Here is a 19,665-nt window from a genome sequence, read left to right as displayed (position 1 = left end):
CAACATAATGAGGTCTGTTTATGAAGCTTACCCGCGCAAGTCTTGCCATTGCGACGTTCGCCGCCGCGATTGCGGCGCCCGGCGTTTCGCAAGCCGCGCCCGACGGCACCATCACGTTCAAGGGCAACATTTCCGCGCAAACCTGCACGGTTAGCGGCAACGGTGGCGGCAAGGACTTCACGGTCACGCTCCCGTCGGTGTCCGTCAGCACGCTGTCGGCCGCAGGTCAGGTGTCGGGCCGCACGCCGTTCACCATCGCACTGACCAACTGCTCGACGAAGACGGGCGTCGTTCACACGTTCTTCGAGTCGGGCCCGACCACCAATCAGGAGATCGGCACCCTGATCCTCCAGGGCGCCGACGCCGCCCAGAATGTCCAGGTTCAACTGCTGAACGCGGATCATTCCCCGATCAAGGCGGGCGCCGACGATGCATCGCAGGGCGACAAGAAGGTGTCGATCGTCGATGGCAGCGCAACGTTGCAGTACTACGCTCAGTACTACGCGACCGGCGCGGCGGGCGCGGGTCCGGCGAACACGCAGGTCATGTACACGATGGCCTACGAATAAGCGCGGAGCAGTTTCACCGTCTATCGATCTCTAAGGATGAGACAGGTATCTCCTGTCTCATCTTTCCCGCGCTATTTACCAATTTGAAACAGTTGATAACGGTCATGCAAACTAAGCAATCCTTAAGACGGTTAATCGTCGGTGGATGCGTCGTGTTGGGGCTCGCAGGCGCCTTGAATGCACGGGCGTCCGTTGTCGTCGGCGGAACCCGGCTCGTATACGACGCGAACGAGGCCGAGGCCACGATCAAGCTGTCGAACGACGATGGCAAGTCTCCCGCGCTGGTGCAGTCATGGGTCGATACGGGCGACATCAAGGCCGCGCCGTCGGCGATCGACGCCCCGTTCACGGTCACGCCGCCGATTGCACGCATCGATCCCGGCAAGGGCCAGACGCTGCGTGTCGTGTTCACCGGCGAGCCGCAGCCGCAGGACAGGGAATCGGTGTTCTGGCTCAACGTCCTGGAAGTGCCGCCCAAGCCCGGTGCGGATCAGGCCGACACGAACAAGCTGCAACTCGCGTTCCGCACCCGGATCAAGTTGTTCTACCGTCCCGCGGGGCTCAAGGGCTCGGCCAACGATGCACCCCGGCAAATTGGCTGGCGGCTGACGCACAAGGACGGCCGTCCGTTTCTCGAAGCGCGCAATCCGACACCGTACTACGTGTCGTTCTCGGCGATCGAAGCGAGATCCGGCGGCAAGACCATCCCGACGAACGAAGCCGGCATGGTGGCCCCGATGAGCAACAAGGTTTTCCCGTTGAAGAGCGACCTTCCTGCGGCGCCGGACGCGAAAGTGTTTTACAGCGTGCTGAACGACTGGGGCGGTTCCGTCGAAGGCGATGCGGCGTTGAAGCCGGACAACACGTCTGCCACGAACTGACGCCGGACGACTGATACCGCGCCACGGCGGTTTCACGCTCCTTCCATTTCCTCCGCTTGTACTCGATTTGCCAGACCGCAGCAGGCGGTCCAGGCGTGTTTTGTCGCGGAGATTTCAACTGGCCTTCGCTATGCAAAGAAGCAATCGAGATTCATTTTCCACCGCGCTACGCCCGTTCAGCCTGGTTGCATCCGCGTTGTTCTCGTGCTCCGGCGCGTACGCGAGCAATGGCACCGCCATGCAGGTGGCGGAAGTGGAATTCAACGATTTATTCTTGCAGCGACCCGGCGCGCCGCGCGTCGACGTCAGCCGCTACAGCAAGGGCAACATCGCGTCGCCCGGTGTCTACCGTGCGGATATCTACGTGAACCAGCATTGGCTCGGCCGCTCGGAGGTGACGCTCAAGCAGATCGGTAGCCGAAGCGATAACGTCCAACCGTGCTTCGATCGCGCGCTGCTCGAGCGCATGGGCGTGGATCTGTCCAGGCTGCCGGAGCAGGCGGCCGCGCAGATCGACGGCCCTGCCGACGCCAGTGCGTGCCTGACCTTGCCGGAGCTGGTGCCGGACGCGACCGCGCAGTTCGACAACGGCGAGCTGCGGCTCGACATCAGCGTGCCGCAGGCTTCGATGCTGCGCAACCCGCGCGAGTACGTCGATCCACGCTACTGGGACGAAGGCGTGCCGGCCGCCATCTTGAAATACAACGCGAATGCGTACCGCTCGGTGGCGGCGGGCACGGCATCGACGCAAGGGTATGTCGGGCTGACGGCCGGGCTCAATGTCGGTCCGTGGCGTTTCCGGCACGACGGCAACGTATCGTACAACTCGTTCAGCGGCGGCACCCAGTATCAGAGCGTGCAGACCAACGTGAAGCGCTCGATCGCGAAACTGAAAAGCCAGCTCGTCGTGGGCGAAGCCTTCACGAACGGCAAGCTGTTCGATAGCGTCGGCTTTCGCGGCGTGCAGATCGAATCGGACGAACGGATGTATCCGGCCTCGCAGCGTGGCTACGCACCGACGATTCACGGCATTGCGAAGAGCAACGCGTTGGTGAGGATCCGCCAGAACGGCAACACCATCTATGAAACCAACGTCGCGGCGGGGCCGTTCGAGATCGACGACCTGTATCCGACCGGCTATGGCGGCGATCTTCAGGTGGAGGTCACCGAAGCCGACGGCAGCAAGCATGTGTCGAGCGTGCCCTATGCAGCGCCCGTCAACGCGCTGCGGGTCGGCAACACGCGCTTCAGCGCAACGGTGGGTCAGTACCGGAGCCAGATGCTCAACAGCAAGCCGTGGATGTTCGAAGGCACGCTGCTCCACGGTTTCACGAACGCGATCACCGGTTATGGCGGCGTGCAGGCAAGCGAAGGCTATATATCGGCCCTGGCCGGCGTCGCGCTCAACACGTCGTTCGGCGCGTTCGGCTTCGATATCACGCAGGCGAACGCGAGCCTGAAGGGCCTGCCGAGCCGCAGCGGGCAGAGTGTGCGAATCACCTACAGCAAGCTGCTCGTGCCGACCGACACGAACCTCACGATGGCGGCCTATCGTTATTCGAGCAGCGGCTACCTGAGCATGCGGGACGCGGTGACGTTGCGGGATCTCGCCGGGCGCGGCATGAACGATCACATGATGACGACCGGCGTGCAGCGCGGGCGGCTGCAACTTACCGTCACGCAGAATTTGCCGCGCGGGTATGGCTCGTTCTACGTGTCCGGCTCGACGCAGGATTACTGGAATCGGAGCGGCCGGGATACGCAGTTCCAGGCCGGCTACAGCAACAACTTCAAGCAACTGAATTACAACGTGTCGCTGGTGCGCCAGCTCGACGCGACGCGGGGCCGGTGGGACAACCGCATGATGCTGACGCTCAACGTGCCGCTCGGCAGCGGCCCCCGCGCGCCGTATTCGTCGACCATGTTGCAGCGCGACTCCGACGGCAGCGTGCAGGTGCAGGAATCGGTATCCGGCTCGCTCGGCGTCGACGATGCGTTCAGCTACGGGCTGAACGGCAGCAACACGAGCGGCGGCCCGGGGCGCGCGACGTCCAGCGTGGGCGGCAACGTGTCGTACGCGTCGCCGTTGGCCACCGTCACCGGCAGCGCATCGAAGGGAACGGGCTACAGCCAGGTCGGCGCGGGCCTGTCGGGCGGCGTCGTGGCCTACAGCGGCGGCGTTGCGTTTGCGCCGCAACTGGGCGAAACCGTCGCGATCGTCGAGGCGCAGGGCGCGCGCGGCGCCCGTGTACTGAACGGCAGCGGCCTGCGTATCGACCGTTGGGGGCACGCCGTCGTCACGAGCCTGCAGCCGTTTTCGCGAAACGACATCGAACTCGATCCGAAGGGCTTGCCGCTGAGCGTCGAACTCAAATCGACGGCGCAATACACGGTGCCGACGGCGGGCGCGGTCACACGGCTCAAGTTCAAGGCCGAGGGCGGCGGGCGCTCGGTGATCATCCGCGGCAAGACGGCCGACGGCGAGCCGTTGCCGTTCGGCGCGCAGGTGTTTGATGCGAAGGGGCAGGAAGTCGGCACCGTTGCGCAGGCGGGACGCATCATCGTTCGCAGCATGAAGGGTGAAGCAGGCGACTTCAGCGTGAAGTGGGGCGACGGCACGAACGACCAGTGCCGGATGAGCGTTTCGCTATCGGGCGGCGCATCGGGCGACAAGGCCTGGTCGACCGCGAATGCAGTGTGCGTGCGGTGATTTCGCCGCCGGAAGGCGAAGCCGCAGGTAAGTGTTCAGTCCGTGTCCAATATGCGGCGACAGATGGTCGCAACGAGGATTGCAGTCTGTATCGAGTTAAGAAAAGGAATGCGAAATGTTGATGACGAAACGAATATTCGGGCGCCGGCTGCCGGCGCTTGGCAGAGCCGTAGCGGGCGGTCTCCTGTGTGCGCTCGCACTTTTTTCGGGCACCAGTCAGGCGGCTTGCACGGTAAAGAGCATGCTAGGAGGGCCGACAATGCCCCAACTGGATGTGTACGTCAGCGGCCTTGCCGGAACGATCAACGTCGATCCGAATGCACCTGTGGGGACGGTTCTCTACGAGGGCAAGGCCAGCGACGATGGGTTTTACCAAGTAAAGTGCACAGGAAAAATGGGCTCGACCACGTGGTTTACAACGGGAACTAGAGTATCACTGCCGGGGGTCACTGACGTACACGCAACGAATGTTCCTGGCATCGGGGTACGACTCAGATCGACTTTCTCGGAAACCGGGCTCGCCAATTATCCAGTCACGCTTATAGGTTCCCAGAATGCGACCGAGTGGATTTACCGCATCGGATTCTGGACCCAGATAATCAAGACCGGCGATTTCGGGCTCGGAACGGTGAGTGGGTTGATCGGTGGTATGAAGGTCAATGGCTTCAATCAGCAAGTCTTCTACTTCTATCTGAAGACGCCGATCGTCATTCAGCCGAGGGCGCCCACGTGCAGTGTGAAAACGAAGGCGATCAACGTAAATATGGACACCGTCCTCGCGTCGCAGCTCGCGGGTGTTGGCAAGACGTCGCCCGAAAAGAAAGTGGATGACATCGTGTTGACGTGCGCGGGCGCGACGCAAATCGCCGGGACAATGGGCAAGACGGATATGTACATCACGTTGACGGACGTCACCAATCCGGGGAACCGGTCCAGCACGCTGTCTCTCACGCGAGACTCCACGGCGACCGGAGTTGGCATTCAGATTTTGCGCGGCGGCAACACCCTTGTCAGCTACGGCCCCGATTCGAACGCCCCGGGCAACCAGAACCAGTGGTTCGTCGGCACGTACAGTAACGCTACCGTATCGATCCCGCTGAAGGCGCGCTATATCGCGACCGATGCGAAGGTCGGGCCTGGCACGGCCAATGGCGCTGCAACCTTCACGATGAGTTATCAGTAATCGGCACAGGCAGCGCCCACCCGCGGCGCTGCCGCTTCAATGCCGAACCCGGCCTGTTCGTTCGGCGTGAGCGTAACGTGTCGTGCGATGACCGCATCCCCCCGCCGCGCAATGCATAGCAGTCACCCAAAGTGGTTCTATCCTGGTCTGCTTTCGACGCACGAAAACGCGGCAAATCCTTCCTTCGAACTGTCCCCTTGCATACCACCTCGGGTAAATCCCTATCCCGTACTGCTTTGTAAACAAAGGCTTTGCCGGCACTAAAACGCTTGCCGCGCAAGGCTTCCGGCGATTTCCGCGGTGCTAATACCAGTTCGTTGACTGGTATTATGGTGGTTATATAATGCGTTCACTTTCGACGGTCCGAGATCGTCGTCCGACACGCGGAGGCACATGGAAACCGGCTGGGCCGAACTGGCGCCCGATCCCCTCGACGACACGCCGCTCTATCTGCAGCTCGCCCGCAATCTGGCGAGCGCGATCCACGCCGGCGCGTGGCGGGCCGGCGAGGCGCTGCCGTCGGAGCGGCTGCTGTCGGTGTCGGTCGGCGTATCGCGGATCACCGCGCGTCGTGCGCTCGCGCTGCTGGTCGAGCAAGGCCTGATCAAGCGGGCGCGCGGCGCGGGCAGCTTCATCACGCCGCGTGTGGCCGATCCGCTGTCGCGTCTCGTCGGCTTCACCGCGAAGATGCGGCAGCGCGGCTTCGTGCCCGATTCGGTGTGGCTGTCGCGCACGCTGCGCGCCGCGAGCCGCGACGAGCTTACGCATCTCGGCCTCGCGCCCGGCGCGACGGTCGCGCGGCTCGAACGGCTGCGCCGCGCGGACGGCATCGTGATGGCGGTCGAGCATTCGACGCTGCCGGCCGCGGTGGTGCCCGATCCGCAGGTGCTCGGCGCGTCGCTGTACGAATACCTCGAGGCGCGCGGCATGACCGTCGTGCGCGCGCTGCAGCACTTTCGCGCGGCCAACGCGACGCACGCGATCGCGAAATGGATGGCGGTGAAGCCGGGCTCGGCGCTCCTCGTGATCACGCGCATCGGCTACGGCGTCGACCAGCGCGCGATCGAAGTGACCGAAACGTATTGCCGCGACGACTACTACGACTTCGTCGCCGAACTGAAACGCTGACGCGCGAGACTGCCCGCGCACCCCGCGCGATCGCGATGGAACGCAATCGCGCGCAATGAATCGCAACGAATTGGCCAATCGCGACGCGGATGCCCGCGTCACCCGATCATCAAGAGACACGTCATGCTGACTGGCAACATCCTCACCCCCGACGGCTGGATTCACGGCTCGCTCGATAGCGAGAACGGCCGCATCACCACGCTCGACGGCACGCCCGTCGATCCCGCGACGAACGACGCGCCGTACATCCTGCCCGGCTTCATCGACCTGCACGTGCATGGCGGCGGCGGCGCCGACGTGATGGAAGGCGGCGACGCGATCGAAACGATCGCCCGCACGCATGCGCAATTCGGCACGACGAGCCTGCTCGCGACGACGATGACCGCGCCGCGCGACGAGCTGATGGAGGTCGTCGCGAATCTCGGCACCGTCGCGCGCACGCGCACGCCGGGCGGCGCACGGGTGCTCGGCGTGCATCTCGAGGGGCCGTACATCAACCCCGGCAAGCTCGGCGCGCAGCCCGACGCGGCCGTGTCGGCCGTGCTCGACGAAGTGCTGAAGTACCTGTCGATCGCGCCGATCCGCGTCGTCACGCTCGCGCCGGAAATCGCGGGCCACATCGAGATCATCGGCGAGATGGCCGCGCGCGGCGTGCGCGTGCAGCTCGGCCATTCGCTCGCGACCTACGACGACGCGGTCGCCGCGCTCAAGCACGGCGCGTGCGGTTTCACGCACCTGTTCAACGCGATGTCGCCGCTGCATCACCGCAACCCGGGCCTCGTCGGCGCGGCGCTCGCGCATGCCGAATACGCGGAAATCATTCCCGATCTGCTGCACGTCCATCCGGGCGCGATTCGCGCCGCGCTGCGCGCGATTCCGCGCCTGTACGTCGTGACCGACAGCACGTCCGCCACCGGCATGCCCGACGGCGAATACCGGCTCGGCAGCCAGCACGTGACGAAATGCCTCGGCGGCGTGCGGCTCGCCGACGGCACGCTCGCCGGCAGCACGCTGACGATGGACCAGGCGCTACGCAACCTCGTGTCGCTCGGCCTGCCGATCGCCGACGTGTCGAACCGGATGTCGCGCTACGCGGCCGACTACCTCGGCATCGCCGATCGCGGCCGCCTCGAGCTCGGCGCATGGGCCGACCTCGCGGTGTTCGATCGCGACCTGAACCTCACCGCGACCTACGTCGAAGGAGAATCGATTGTCGAATATGCTTAAGGAAGCGCGCGAGTCCGCCCAGGTCGTCGCCGCGCAACTCGCCGACACCGCGCGCGTCGAAGCGCTCGCCGGCCAATTGCTCGATCACCCGCCGGCCGTCGCGCTGACGGTCGCGCGCGGCAGCTCGGATCATGCCGCCAGCTATTTCGCGAGCCTGACGATGAGCCGCCTCGGCGTGCCGGTCGCGTCGCTGCCGATGTCGGTCGCGACGCTGCAGCAGGCGCCGCTGAAGGTGCAGGATCAGCTCGCGATCGCATTCTCCCAGTCGGGCAAGAGCCCCGATCTCGTCAACACGATGGCCGCGCTGCGCGAAGCCGGCGCGCGCACGGTCGCCGCCGTGAACGTGCTGCCGTCGCCGCTCGCCGACGCGTGCGAGCACCAGTTGCCGCTGCTGGCCGGCCCCGAATTGTCGGTCGCGGCGACCAAGAGCTATATCGCGATGCTGTCGCTGTCCGCGCAGATCGTCGCGTACTGGCAGCGCGACGCCGCGCTCGTCACCGCATTGCGCGGCCTGCCCGACGTGCTCGCGCAGGCCGGCCGGCTCGACTGGTCGGCGGCCGTCGCGGCGCTCGCGGGCGTCGAGCGGATGATCGTGATCGGCCGCGGCCTCGGTCTCGCCATTGCGCAGGAAGCCGCGCTGAAGCTGAAGGAAACGTCCGGCATCCAGGCCGAGGCATTCTCGAGCGCCGAAGTCCGCCACGGCCCGATGGAGCTGATCGACCGCGACTATCCGCTGCTCGTGTTCGCGCCGCCCGGGCCGGAACAGGCCGGGCTGCTGCAGCTCGCCGCCGACATGCGCGCACGCGGCGCCGCCGTGCTGCTCGCGGCGCCCGCCGGCACGCCCGGCACGCCCGACGTAAAGGGCACCGTGCTGCCGCTCGCGCAGTCCGCCCATCCGGCGCTCGACCCGATCGCCGCCATTCTTTCGTTCTACGTGATGGCGGCGGATCTCGCCGTCGCGCGCGGCCGCAATCCCGATACGCCGCGCCACCTGAACAAAGTCACCGAAACGCACTGATAGCCGAGAAAGCCGATGAGACGCGCCGAGGAGTCCCAGTTGAAGAGCCCCACCCACGATCAGATCGTCCTGCTCAGCCCGTTGACGGGGCCGATCGTCGCACTGGCCGACGTGCCCGATCCGGTGTTCTCCGGCGGGATGTTCGGCGACGGCATCGGCATCGACCCGCTCGCGGGCCGGCTCGTCGCGCCGTGCGCGGGCGTCGTGTCGCATCTCGCGCGCACCGGCCACGCGGTGACGATCACGACGCCGCAAGGCGCGGAAGTGCTGCTGCACATCGGCATCGATACCGTCGAGCTGAACGGGCAGGGCTTCATCGCGCACGTCGAAGCCGGCGCACGCGTCGAAGCGGGCGCGTTGCTGATCGAGTTCGACCAGGACGCGGTGGCGCGTCACGCGCATTCGCTCGTGTCGGTGATCGCGATCGCGAATTCCGATGCGTTCGAGGTGGTCGACCGCGCGAGCGGTTTCGCGACGGCCGGCGAGACGCCGTTGCTCGTGCTGCGCGGCAAGGGCGAAGCCGCCGCGCAGGCGGCGCAGGCCGGCGCGGCCGCGCACAACGAAGTGCGCCGCGAGATCGTGCTCGCGCAGCCGGGCGGCCTGCATGCACGGCCGGCCGCGCGGGCGCGCGAAGCCGCGCGCGGGTTCGACGCGAGCGTCGACGTGCTGTTCGACGGCCGCAAGGCGTCGATCGCGAGCGTCGTCGGTCTGCTCGGTCTCGGCGCCGGCGAAGGCGCGACGGTCGAACTGGTCGGCCGCGGCGCGCACGCGCAACAGGCCGTCGATGCGGTCGAGCGCGAGCTGCTGCGCGAGGCGCACGGCGAAGTGGAGGAAAAGCCGGCGCGGCTGAAATCGCCCGCGCCGCAAACCATCGTGCACGCCACCGGCGCGGCGCTCGACCCGAACACGCTCGCCGGCGTGTGCGCGGCGCCCGGCATCGCGGTCGGCACGCTGGTGCGTCTCGACGATGCGGACATCGTGCCGCCCGAACAGGCGTCCGGCACGCCCGCGTCCGAAAGCCGCCGGCTCGACCAGGCGCTGAAGGCGGTCGACGCCGAACTCGCCGAAACGGTTCGCAACGCGTCGGCGCGCGGCGCGGTCGGCGAGGCGGGGATTTTCGCGGTGCATCGCGTGCTGCTGGAAGACCCGACGCTGATCGACGCGGCGCGCGACCTGATCAGCCTCGGCAAGGGCGCCGGCTTCGCGTGGCGCGAGACGATCCGCACGCAGATCGACACGCTGTCGAAGCTCGACGACGCGCTGCTCGCCGAGCGCGCGGCCGACCTGCGCGACATCGAGAAGCGCGTGCTGCGCGCGCTCGGCCACACGAATGGCGCGGCGCGCATGCTACCCGACGAAGCCGTGCTCGCGGCCGACGAATTCACGCCGTCCGACCTGTCGTCGCTCGATCGCGAGCGCGTGACCGCGCTCGTGATGGCGCGCGGCGGCGCGACGTCGCACGCGGCGATCATCGCGCGGCAGCTCGGCATCCCGGCGCTGGTGGCGGTTGGCGATGCGCTGTACACGATTCCGGACGGCACGCAGGTCGTCGTCGATGCGAGCGCGGGCCGGCTCGAACATGCACCGACCGCGCTCGACGTCGAGCGCGCGCGTCACGAGCGCCAGCGCCTGGACGGCGTGCGCGAGGCGAACCGGCAACTGGCAGGCGTTGCGGCCGCGACCGTCGACGGCCGCGCGATCGAGGTCGCCGCGAACATCGCGACGCTCGACGACGCGAACACCGCGGTCGACAACGGCGCCGATGCGGTCGGCCTGCTGCGCACCGAACTGATGTTCATCCACCGCCAGGCCGCGCCGACCGTCGTCGAGCACCAGCAGAGCTACCAGTCGATCGTCGACGCGCTGCAGGGCCGCACGGCGATCATCCGCACGCTCGACGTCGGCGCGGACAAGGAGGTCGACTACCTGACGCTGCCGCCCGAGCCGAACCCGGCGCTCGGGCTGCGCGGCATCCGTCTCGCGCAGGTGCGCCCCGATCTGCTCGACGATCAGTTGCAGGGCCTGCTCGCGGTGAAACCGTTCGGCGCGGTGCGCATCCTGCTGCCGATGGTGACCGACGCGGGCGAACTCGTGCGGCTGAGGAAGCGCATCGACGAATTCGCGCGCGCGCAGGGCCGCACCGAGCCGATCGAGGTCGGCGTGATGATCGAGGTGCCGTCGGCCGCGCTGCTGGCCGACCAGCTCGCGCAGCATGCGGATTTCCTGTCGATCGGCACCAACGACCTCACGCAATACACGCTCGCGATGGATCGCTGCCAGGCCGATCTCGCCGCGCAGTCCGACGGCCTGCATCCGGCCGTGCTGCGCCTGATCGACATCGCGGTGCGCGGCGCCGCGAAGCATGGCAAGTGGGTCGGCGTATGCGGCGCGCTCGGCGGCGATCCGCTCGCGGTGCCGGTCCTGGTGGGCCTCGGCGTGACCGAGCTGTCGGTCGATCCGGTGGCGGTGCCGGGCATCAAGGCGCGTGTGCGCCGTCTCGATTACCAGTTGTGCCGTCAGCGCGCGCAGGATCTGCTCGCGCTCGATTCGGCACAGGCGGTAAGGGCAGCAAGCCGCGAGGTCTGGCCGCTCGACTGAGCGTCGACGGCGGGCTCGCGGCCCGTTTTACTACGAAAGCAATTAGGTCAACGACGCTTAACGACGAGACATGGATTGGAGGATCGAATGGACGGGAATCCGTTTCTGAAAATACAGGGCCTGGGCCGGGCGCTGATGCTGCCGATCGCGGTATTGCCGGTCGCCGGCATCCTGCTGCGGCTCGGCCAGCCGGACGTGTTCAACATCAAGATGATCGCCGACGCCGGCGGCGCGATCTTCGACAACCTGCCGCTGCTGTTCGCGATCGGCGTGGCGGTCGGTTTCGCGAAGGACAACAACGGCGTGGCGGCGCTCGCGGGCGCGATCGGCTACCTGATCGAAACCGCGATCATGAAGGACATCGATCCCAAGCTGAACATGGGCGTGCTGTCCGGGATCATCGCGGGTGTCGTCGCGGGGCTGCTGTACAACCGCTACAAGGACATCAAGCTGCCGGACTACCTCGCGTTCTTCGGCGGCAAGCGGTTCGTGCCGATCATCACGGGGCTGGTGTGCGTGATATTGGGCATCGCGTTCGGGTACGTGTGGCAGCCGATCCAGCATGCGATCGACGCGGCCGGCCAGTGGCTGACGACGGCGGGCGCGATCGGTGCGTTCGTGTTCGGCTTCCTGAACCGGCTGCTGCTCGTCACCGGCCTGCACCACATCATCAACTCGCTTGCATGGTTCGTGTTCGGCAACTTCACGCCGCCGGCCGGCGGCGAAATCGTGCACGGCGACCTGCACCGCTTCTTCGCGGGCGATCCGACCGCGGGCACCTTCATGGCCGGCTTCTTCCCGATCATGATGTTCGGCCTGCCGGCCGCGTGTCTCGCGATGCTGCACGAAGCGCCGAAGGAGCGCCGCGCGATGGTCGGCGGCCTGCTGTTCTCGATGGCGCTGACGTCGTTCCTGACCGGCGTGACCGAGCCGATCGAATTCAGCTTCATGTTCCTCGCGCCGGTGCTGTACGTGATCCACGCGGTGCTCACCGGGCTGTCGCTCGCGATCTGCCAGATCCTCGGCGTGAAGCTCGGCTTCACGTTCTCGGCCGGCGCGATCGACTACGTGCTGAACTACGGGCTGTCGACGAAGGGCTGGATCGCGATCCCGCTCGGCATCGCGTACGGCGTCGCGTACTACGGGCTGTTCCGCTTCTTCATCCGCAAGTTCAACATGGCCACGCCGGGCCGTGAGCCGGCCTCGGCCGATGCGGCCACGGAATCGTACCCATCGGGCGGCTTCGTCGCGCCGGCCGCGGGCGCGGCTGCAACGGCCGCCGCACCGCGCGCGCAACGCTACATCGCCGCGCTCGGCGGGGCGGCCAACCTGTCGGTCGTCGACGCGTGCACGACGCGCCTGCGCCTGAGCGTCGTCGATCCGGAAAAGGTATCGGAGCCGGAACTGAAGTCGATCGGCGCACGCGGCGTGCTCAAGCGCGGCGGCAACAGCGTGCAGGTGATCATCGGGCCCGAGGCCGACATCATCGCCGACGAGATGCGCGCCGCGATCGGCAGCGGCGCGGCAGCGACGGCGCCGGCCGCCGCCGCGCAGCCCGTCACGGGCGCGGCCGCCGGCCCGCTCGATCCGGAGCCGACGCGCTGGCTCGCGGTATTCGGCGGCGCGACCAACGTCGTGTCGCTCGATGCGGTGGCCACCACCCGCCTGCGCGTGGTCGTGCGCGATCCGTCGGCGGTCGATCGCGAGCGTCTCGGCGCACTCGACGTCGCATGGGTGTCGCTCGACACGTTCCACATCGTCTGCGGCAACGCGGCCGCACGCTATGCCGAACAGCTCGGCGCGCGCCTGCCGCCCTCGGGCGGCGGGGCGGCGGCACAACCGGCGTGAGGCGGTGAAGCCGGCCGGAGCCGCGAGGCGGGTCCGGCCGGGGATGAAACGAAAAACGGCTTGCGACGTGTACGTCGCAAGCCGTTTTTTCTTTGGCGCGGGCAATGCTCGATGCGCGACAGGCGATGCGTGGGCGCGCTTCGCCTGTCGCGCCGACTGCCAGGCCGTTCAACCGTTCACGGATTCGTCAGCGTGAAGGTCGGTTTCCGGTAGCCGATGCCGGCCCGGTCGAGCTTCGGCAATTCGCGTTGCGTGAGCAGCGTCGCGAAGCCGGCCCAGTCGCGCTGCAGCGCGGCGATGTCGACGTGGTGCGTGTCGCCGCGCTTGAAGCGCACGCCGGCCGCATACGGCAGCTCCCAGTCGGCCCGGTGCCACGCGCGCTCGGCCAGCGCGAGCAGCCGCGGGTAGGTCATGTATTCGAGGAAGGTGTCGTTGCGCATCACCTCGCCCCACGCCTGGCCCTGCATGCCCTCGATGCGCGGCGCGGGGCCCGTGCCCGTCACCTCGAACGCGTTGCCGTCGCGGTCGCCCATCACTTCGGCGTTCTGCGGCAGGTTCTCCGGCGCGAGCGAGAACACCTTGTACTCGTCGGTCGCGTGCGAGCCCCAGTAGTAGCCGCGCTCGCGCGGATTGAGCGTGTACGGGAAGTCGAAGTACAGGTAGTCGGGCAGCGCGAGCACCGTCTGGTAGCCCTTGCCGCTCAGGTCGCGCGCGCTGTCCGACGCACCCCAGAAGATCGTGTCCCACAGCGACACCATCACGTGGCGCGTGCTGAAATCCCGCGGCCCGTTCGCATGCTTGATACCGTCCTGCCACGCGGCCATCGTGCCGATCCCGTTCGCGTCGACCGCCGCGCTCACCTGTTTCGCGAAGCGCGTCGGCAGCTCGTCGATCGACTTGATCTCGCCGCGCTGGAGCAGCGCCGTGCACGCGGGCGACCGCGCCCACGGCTTGTCCTGCGCGGCCAGATCGATGCGCCCCTTGTTCGGGTCGGTGCCGTTCAGCGGCTGGAAGCCGCCGCCGAGGAAGATGTTCTTCGCTTCGTCGCCGCCGTAGTGCCAGGTCTGCAGCGGTGCCTGCGCGTCCGCGTGCATCGCCGCGATCTCGCGGATCACCTTCGACGCGAAGTTCAGCGCGCCCGGCACGCATGGGTTCAGGTCGCTGCGCCGGTCGTAGAACTGCACCGTCGTCAGGTTCGTCGTGTCCTGCGGGTCGAGCAGCCGATACGCGTTCGCTTCCTGCTCGCGGCCGGCCGCATGCAGCCGCCGGTAGCGCGCCTCCATCGTCACGACGGCAGCCCGTGCGTGCGCGGGCATGTCGATCTCGGGGATGATCTGCACGAAACGCGCGGCCGCGTAGCGCACGAGCGCCACGTAGTCGTCGCGCGTCAGGTAGCCGCCGCCCGAGCGGTTGTCGGGGCCGGAGCCGAGCTGCGGCAGCAGGCAGCGCGTCTCGTCCGGGTCGTGACAGCGGCGCGAGCCGATCTCGGTCAGTTCGGGCAGGCCGGGAATCTCGATGCGCCAGCCCTCGTCGTCGGACAGATGCAGGTGCAGCCGGTTGAGCTTGTACGCGCTCATCTGGTCGATCAGGCGGCGCAGCGTCGCCGGCTGCTTGAAGTTGCGCGCGAGGTCGACATGCATGCCGCGATGCGAGAAGCGCGGCGCATCCTCGACGAGCATCGCAGGAATCGGGCCGCCGCCGGCCGGCGCGAGCGAGTAGAGCGTCTGCACGCCGTAGTAGAGGCCTGCGCGATCGTAGCCTTCGATCAGCACGCCGCGCGGCCCGATCGCGAGCCGGTAGCCGCCCGGTGTCGCGAGGTCGGCCGGCAGCCGGCGCGGCGCGACGAAGCCGCGAACCGGCACGCGTGCGCCGTCGAGCCCGAGCGTCGTCGCGCGCTCGCGCAGCGCCGCGACCTGCGCGTCCGGCAGGTCCGGCAGCGCGAGTTCGACGCCGCGCAGCTCGAGCGTACCGGGCAGCGGCAGTTCGCGCTTCACGCTCGGCAGCGCGCGGCCCGGATCGGACCGTGCTGCCACGGGCGGCGCGTTGCCGGTCGAATTGTTCTGCGCGTCGGCCGGCAGGGTTTCGACGTAGCGCAGTTCGTTGTCGGTATCGTTGTAGCGCAGCACGGCCGGCGGCGCGCCGTCGACGACGACATACGGGCGCGGAATCACGTCGCTGTAACGCAGCAGCCAGTATTCGGCGACGAACGGCAACTCGATGCGCTCGCCGGGCGCGAGCCGCACCGAGCCCGGTTGCGGCGTCAGTTCGTACAGGTCGCCGGTGAGCCGCCGCAGCGCGAAGCCCGGGCGGTCGATCCGCAGCAGACGGCGGATGCTGTGCAGATAGAGTTTCCAGCCGCCGTCGGCGATCGCCTGGTGGCCGCGGTTCTGCAGGATCAGGCGGCCCGTCGCGCAGGCCGCGCCGTCGGCGCCGAGATCGGCGCAGGGTACGCCGGCGGTGGCCGCATGGTTGTTGTCGACGGCCACGCGCAACGCGAGCCCGTTCGACAGCACCGTCGCGAGGCTGGCTGCTTGCGCGGCGGCTGCTTGCGCGGCGCCGGCGGTCGCGCCGGCGGCGGCCGACGCCGGTACCGCGGCGATCGCGGTGGGGGGCAGCACCGCGAGCAGCAGACCGGCAATGAGGGAAGGCAAGGTACGCTTCAATTCGAACTCCTGAGAAAAAGAGGGCGTGGCGGCGTCGTGACGCGACGTCGCTGCGATCGGGTCTTTCAGTGGAGCTGCGGGAGATGCCTGCACGCGGGGCGATGCGGCTGCACCGCGCGCATTCGGCACGCGGGAGCGTGCGTTACGGAACGGGAGGCGGGCATGCGTGCCGATCGGATCGGCGCGGCCGCGTGCGCGGATTCATCGGCGGCGCGCGGCAACCGCCGCGACGACGACGCGGCCGCGGCCGACGGCATACGTGCGGCCGAACGCGATCGCGACGACGGCGCGCGCCGCGGCACACGGACGTCGACACGGCGCGCACGCGCACGCCACACACGGGATTCGCATGTCTCCCCCACCCAGAAGGAATCGGCCTGTCAGCGGCCGTGTCCAACGATCTTATGAAACCTTTTATTGGTATTCAAGTGGTATCAATCTGGCGCTAAATTGGCATCGATGCATGACGCCTGCCCGCGCGCGGCCAGGACGAAAAAAAACCTCGCGTGAAGCGAGGTTCTTTCCCTTCCGGGCGGTGGCGGCGCGCGATCGGCGCGCGCGTCACGCGTCAGTGCGCCGGTGCGCCTGTGCGTCAGTCGCGGCGTGCCCGCACGGGCGCTTCCTGCGTCTTCTGCCGCGCTTCGAGCCACATCGCGTTGACGATGCCGAACGACAGCGCGACGCCGATACCGAGAATCCAGCTGAAATACCACATGATCCGACTCCTTGCGAAACGGTGGAACGGCGGGCGAGGCGCCCGCGCGCCCCGACCCGGTTCAATGCATCAATACATCGAGTGCTTGTTCTCTTCGAGCGTCTGGTGCGTGACCTTCCCGCGCATCACGCGATACACCCAGCTCGTGTAGATCAGCACGATCGGCAGGAACACGATCACCGCGAACAGCATCACCTGCAGCGTCATGTGGCTCGACGTCGAATCCCACACGGTCAGGCTGCTGCGCGGGTCGAGCGACGACGGCATGATGAACGGGAACATCGAGAAGCCCGCGGTCAGGATCACGCCGGCGATCATCAGGCCCGTGCAGAAGAACGCCGTCTTTTCCTGCTTCGAGCCGGCGAGCAGCAGCGCGAGCACGCCGCCCGCGATCCCGGCGACCGGCGCCGCGATCATCCACGGATAGTCGCCGTAGTTCGCGAGCCACAGGCCCGAACCGGCGGCGACGTCCTTGAGCAGCGGGTTCGCGACGGTGTCGGTCGGCGCGGCGTGGGTGATGTGGAAGCCGCCGATGTAGGAGGCCACCAGCACGCCGGCCAGCACGAACAGCACGACCGCGAGGAACGACGCCACGCGCAGCGCGATCGACGCACGGCGCGCGATCGCGCCGTCGGTCTTCATCTTGATGAACGCCGCGCCGTGCGCGACGAGCATCGTGAGGCTGACGAGCCCGCACAGCAGCGCGAACGGGTTCAGCAGCGCCCAGAAGCCGCCGTAGTAGGTCACGCGCAGGTCGCTGTCGAACTTGAACGGCACGCCCTGCAGCAGGTTGCCGAACGCGACGCCGAACACGAGCGCCGGCACGAAGCCGCCGGCGAACAGGCCCCAGTCCCAGCCCGCGCGCCAGCGCGGGTCCGGCCGCTTGCTGCGGTAGTCGAAGCCCACCGGCCGGAAGAACAGCGCGAACAGCACGAGCAGCATCGCGAAGTAGAAGCCGGAGAACGACGCCGCGTAGACGAGCGGCCAGGCCGCGAACATCGCGCCGCCGGCCGTGATCAGCCACACCTGGTTGCCTTCCCACGTCGCGCCGACCGTGTTGACGATGATGCGGCGCTCCTCGTCGGTCTTGCCGAGGAACGGCAGCAGCGCGGTCGCGCCCATGTCGAAGCCGTCGGTGACGGCGAAGCCGATCAGCAGCACGCCGACGAGCACCCACCAGATCAGCTTGAGCGTTGCATAGTCCATAGCGATTCCTTGTTCGGTTGCGAGGGCGTGTTCAAACCGCGGCCCGCTCGCCGGCAGCGGCGAGTTCGTGGTGATAGCGGCCGGTATGCAGCGACGACGGGCCGAGGCGCGCGTACTTGAACATCAGCTTGATCTCGATGACGAACAGCGCGGTGTAGAACAGGATGAAGCCGGCGAGACTCAGGTACAGGTCGCTCGGCTGCAGGCTCGACGCGGACAGGTGCGTCGGCAGCACGCCGGCGATCGTCCACGGCTGGCGGCCGAGTTCGGCGACGATCCAGCCGAATTCGATCGCGATCCACGGCAGCGGGATCGCCCACACCGCGTAGCGCAGGAACCAGCGGCGGTTGTCCTGCAGCAGTTGCCGGCGCGCGCAGAACCAGAACGCGGCAACGAACGTCGCGACGAACAGGAAGCCGAGGAACACCATGATCCGGAACGAGAAGAACACCGGCGCGACGGGCGGGATCGTCTTCTTCGCGGCGGCCTTGATCTGCTCGGGCGTCGCGTCGGTCACGTTCGGCGTGAACTGCTTGAGCATCAGCCCGTAGCCGAGATACTGCTTGTGCTGGTCGAACAGCGCGCGCGTCGCGTCGCTCGTGTCGCCCTGCTTGATCTTCTGCAGCGCACCGTACGCGATCATCCCGCTCTGGATGTGCTCCTCGCTGTGCTTCGCGAGGTCGCGCAGGCCGATCACGGGTTCGTCGATCGAGCGCGTCGCGATCAGGCCGAGCGCGTACGGGATCTTGATCGCGTAGTCGGTGCGCTGTTCCTCCTGGTTCGGGATGCCGATCAGCGTGAACGACGCGGGCGCCGGTTGCGTTTCCCATTCGGATTCGATCGCGGCGAGCTTCATCTTCTGCACTTCGCCGGTCGTGTAGCCCGATTCGTCGCCGAGCACGATCACGCACAGCGTGGCCGCGAGGCCGAAGCCGGCCGCGACCGCGAACGAGCGCAGCGCGAAGTCGACGTCGCGCTTCTTCAGCAGGTACCACGACGACACGCCGAGCACGAACATCGCCGCCGACACGTAGCCGGCCGACACGGTGTGCACGAACTTCACCTGCGCGACCGGGTTGAACAGCACGTCGAACAGGCTCGTCATCTCCATGCGCATCGTCTGGTAGTTGAATTCGGCGCCGACCGGGTTGTTCATCCAGCCGTTCGCGACGAGGATCCACAACGCGGACAGGTTCGAGCCCAGCGCGACGAGGAACGTGACGATCAGGTGCTTGACCTTCGACAGGCGGTTCCAGCCGAAGAAGAACAGGCCGACGAACGTCGATTCGAGGAAGAACGCCATCAGGCCTTCGACCGCGAGCGGCACGCCGAAGATGTCGCCGACGTAGTGCGAGTAGTACGACCAGTTCGTGCCGAACTGGAATTCGAGCGTGATGCCGGTCGTCACGCCCATCGCGAAGTTGATCCCGAACAGCTTGCCCCAGAACTGCGTCATGTCCTTGTAGACCTGTTTGCCGGTCATCACGTAGACGGCTTCCATGATGACGAGCAGCCAGGACAGGCCGAGCGTCAGCGGCACGAACAGGAAGTGGTAGAGCGCCGTGATGCCGAACTGCAGACGCGACAGATCGACGACTTCGCTACTTATCATGGTGGTCTCCCTCGGTGGGTGCAGGCGCCGGCACCGAGAGCAGCTTCTCGGCCACGGCGGCAGGCGGCAACGACATGTGCTCGGCCTGCGGATGATTGAAGAATGCGTATTTGAGCGACATCAGGAGGATCAGCTTGACGATCAGCACCAGGGTGATGTCGCGGGCGAGGGTCGGTCCGCGTGCCCATGCGGCGATGCGCGCGCGCCAGCCGATCGGGCCGGCCGGCCGCGAGGGCGGCGCAGGCTCTTTATTGATCGAGATCAAGGCGATTATCCTGAATCGATTTAGGTCGGATTGGGGGCGACT

14 protein-coding genes are annotated in these 19,665 nt (G+C 67.2%); 9 read left to right on the top strand and 5 right to left on the bottom strand.

The window, feature by feature from the left end; all coding sequences use genetic code 11:
- Window positions 1-20: 20 nt before the first annotated feature.
- From KPB06_RS04915 to nagE, 9 genes are all read left to right on the top strand, one after another.
- The gene (locus KPB06_RS04915) at window positions 21-569 is read left to right on the top strand and encodes a fimbrial protein (RefSeq protein WP_060008970.1); all 549 of its coding nucleotides are present in this window, start codon (window positions 21-23) and stop codon (window positions 567-569) included.
- Window positions 570-673: 104 nt separating this feature from the next.
- The gene (locus tag KPB06_RS04910; RefSeq protein WP_275905550.1) at window positions 674-1,450 is read left to right on the top strand and encodes a fimbria/pilus periplasmic chaperone; all 777 of its coding nucleotides are present in this window, start codon (window positions 674-676) and stop codon (window positions 1,448-1,450) included.
- 274 nt (window positions 1,451-1,724) lie between these two features.
- Window positions 1,725-4,160: a fimbria/pilus outer membrane usher protein gene (locus KPB06_RS04905; RefSeq protein ID WP_476695704.1), complete on the top strand. Its 2,436-nt coding sequence runs from the start codon at window positions 1,725-1,727 to the stop codon at window positions 4,158-4,160.
- 259 nt (window positions 4,161-4,419) lie between these two features.
- Window positions 4,420-5,343, top strand: a complete 924-nt coding sequence (locus KPB06_RS04900; RefSeq protein ID WP_275905552.1) for a fimbrial protein — start codon at window positions 4,420-4,422, stop codon at window positions 5,341-5,343.
- A gap of 393 nt (window positions 5,344-5,736) precedes the next feature.
- Complete coding sequence (locus tag KPB06_RS04895) at window positions 5,737-6,471, top strand: GntR family transcriptional regulator (protein ID WP_059575605.1); 735 nt, start codon at window positions 5,737-5,739, stop codon at window positions 6,469-6,471.
- 123 nt (window positions 6,472-6,594) lie between these two features.
- Window positions 6,595-7,698, top strand: coding sequence for an N-acetylglucosamine-6-phosphate deacetylase (gene nagA / locus KPB06_RS04890; protein ID WP_059575606.1), 1,104 nt, complete (start codon window positions 6,595-6,597; stop codon window positions 7,696-7,698).
- Window positions 7,691-8,716 (top strand): SIS domain-containing protein, encoded by a 1,026-nt coding sequence (locus tag KPB06_RS04885; RefSeq protein WP_089465168.1) that lies wholly within the window; start codon window positions 7,691-7,693, stop codon window positions 8,714-8,716. Before nagA ends, KPB06_RS04885 begins: the two co-directional genes overlap by 8 nt.
- 15 nt (window positions 8,717-8,731) lie before the next feature.
- Window positions 8,732-11,314, top strand: coding sequence for a phosphoenolpyruvate--protein phosphotransferase (ptsP, locus tag KPB06_RS04880; RefSeq protein ID WP_089465167.1), 2,583 nt, complete (start codon window positions 8,732-8,734; stop codon window positions 11,312-11,314).
- Between the two features lie 87 nt (window positions 11,315-11,401).
- The gene (gene nagE / locus KPB06_RS04875) at window positions 11,402-13,162 is read left to right on the top strand and encodes an N-acetylglucosamine-specific PTS transporter subunit IIBC (protein ID WP_179231744.1); all 1,761 of its coding nucleotides are present in this window, start codon (window positions 11,402-11,404) and stop codon (window positions 13,160-13,162) included.
- Window positions 13,163-13,338: 176 nt separating this feature from the next.
- Here the strand turns inward: nagE and KPB06_RS04870 are convergent, their stop codons facing one another.
- From KPB06_RS04870 to cydP, 5 genes are all read right to left on the bottom strand, one after another.
- Window positions 13,339-15,825 carry a family 20 glycosylhydrolase gene (locus tag KPB06_RS04870; RefSeq protein ID WP_089465165.1) on the bottom strand — a complete coding sequence of 829 codons (2,487 nt, stop codon included), beginning with the start codon at window positions 15,823-15,825 and terminating at the stop codon, window positions 13,339-13,341.
- A gap of 592 nt (window positions 15,826-16,417) precedes the next feature.
- The gene (gene cydX, locus KPB06_RS04865; RefSeq protein WP_006477761.1) at window positions 16,418-16,540 is read right to left on the bottom strand and encodes a cytochrome bd-I oxidase subunit CydX; all 123 of its coding nucleotides are present in this window, start codon (window positions 16,538-16,540) and stop codon (window positions 16,418-16,420) included.
- A gap of 69 nt (window positions 16,541-16,609) precedes the next feature.
- A complete protein-coding gene (cydB, locus tag KPB06_RS04860) occupies window positions 16,610-17,746 on the bottom strand; it encodes a cytochrome d ubiquinol oxidase subunit II (protein WP_089465163.1) in 1,137 nt (378 codons plus the stop codon).
- A gap of 31 nt (window positions 17,747-17,777) precedes the next feature.
- The gene (locus tag KPB06_RS04855) at window positions 17,778-19,358 is read right to left on the bottom strand and encodes a cytochrome ubiquinol oxidase subunit I (RefSeq protein WP_059575619.1); all 1,581 of its coding nucleotides are present in this window, start codon (window positions 19,356-19,358) and stop codon (window positions 17,778-17,780) included.
- The gene (gene cydP, locus KPB06_RS04850; protein ID WP_179231750.1) at window positions 19,348-19,629 is read right to left on the bottom strand and encodes a cytochrome oxidase putative small subunit CydP; all 282 of its coding nucleotides are present in this window, start codon (window positions 19,627-19,629) and stop codon (window positions 19,348-19,350) included. The genes KPB06_RS04855 and cydP overlap by 11 nt, the downstream gene beginning before the upstream one ends.
- Window positions 19,630-19,665 lie beyond the last annotated feature (36 nt).

Origin of the sequence: Burkholderia semiarida (genome assembly GCF_029268935.1) — a bacterium.
Taxonomy (GTDB): Bacteria; Pseudomonadota; Gammaproteobacteria; order Burkholderiales; family Burkholderiaceae; genus Burkholderia; species Burkholderia semiarida.
The sequence above is the reverse complement of the archived record's forward strand: the minus strand, read 5'-3'. Positions and strand labels throughout refer to the sequence as shown.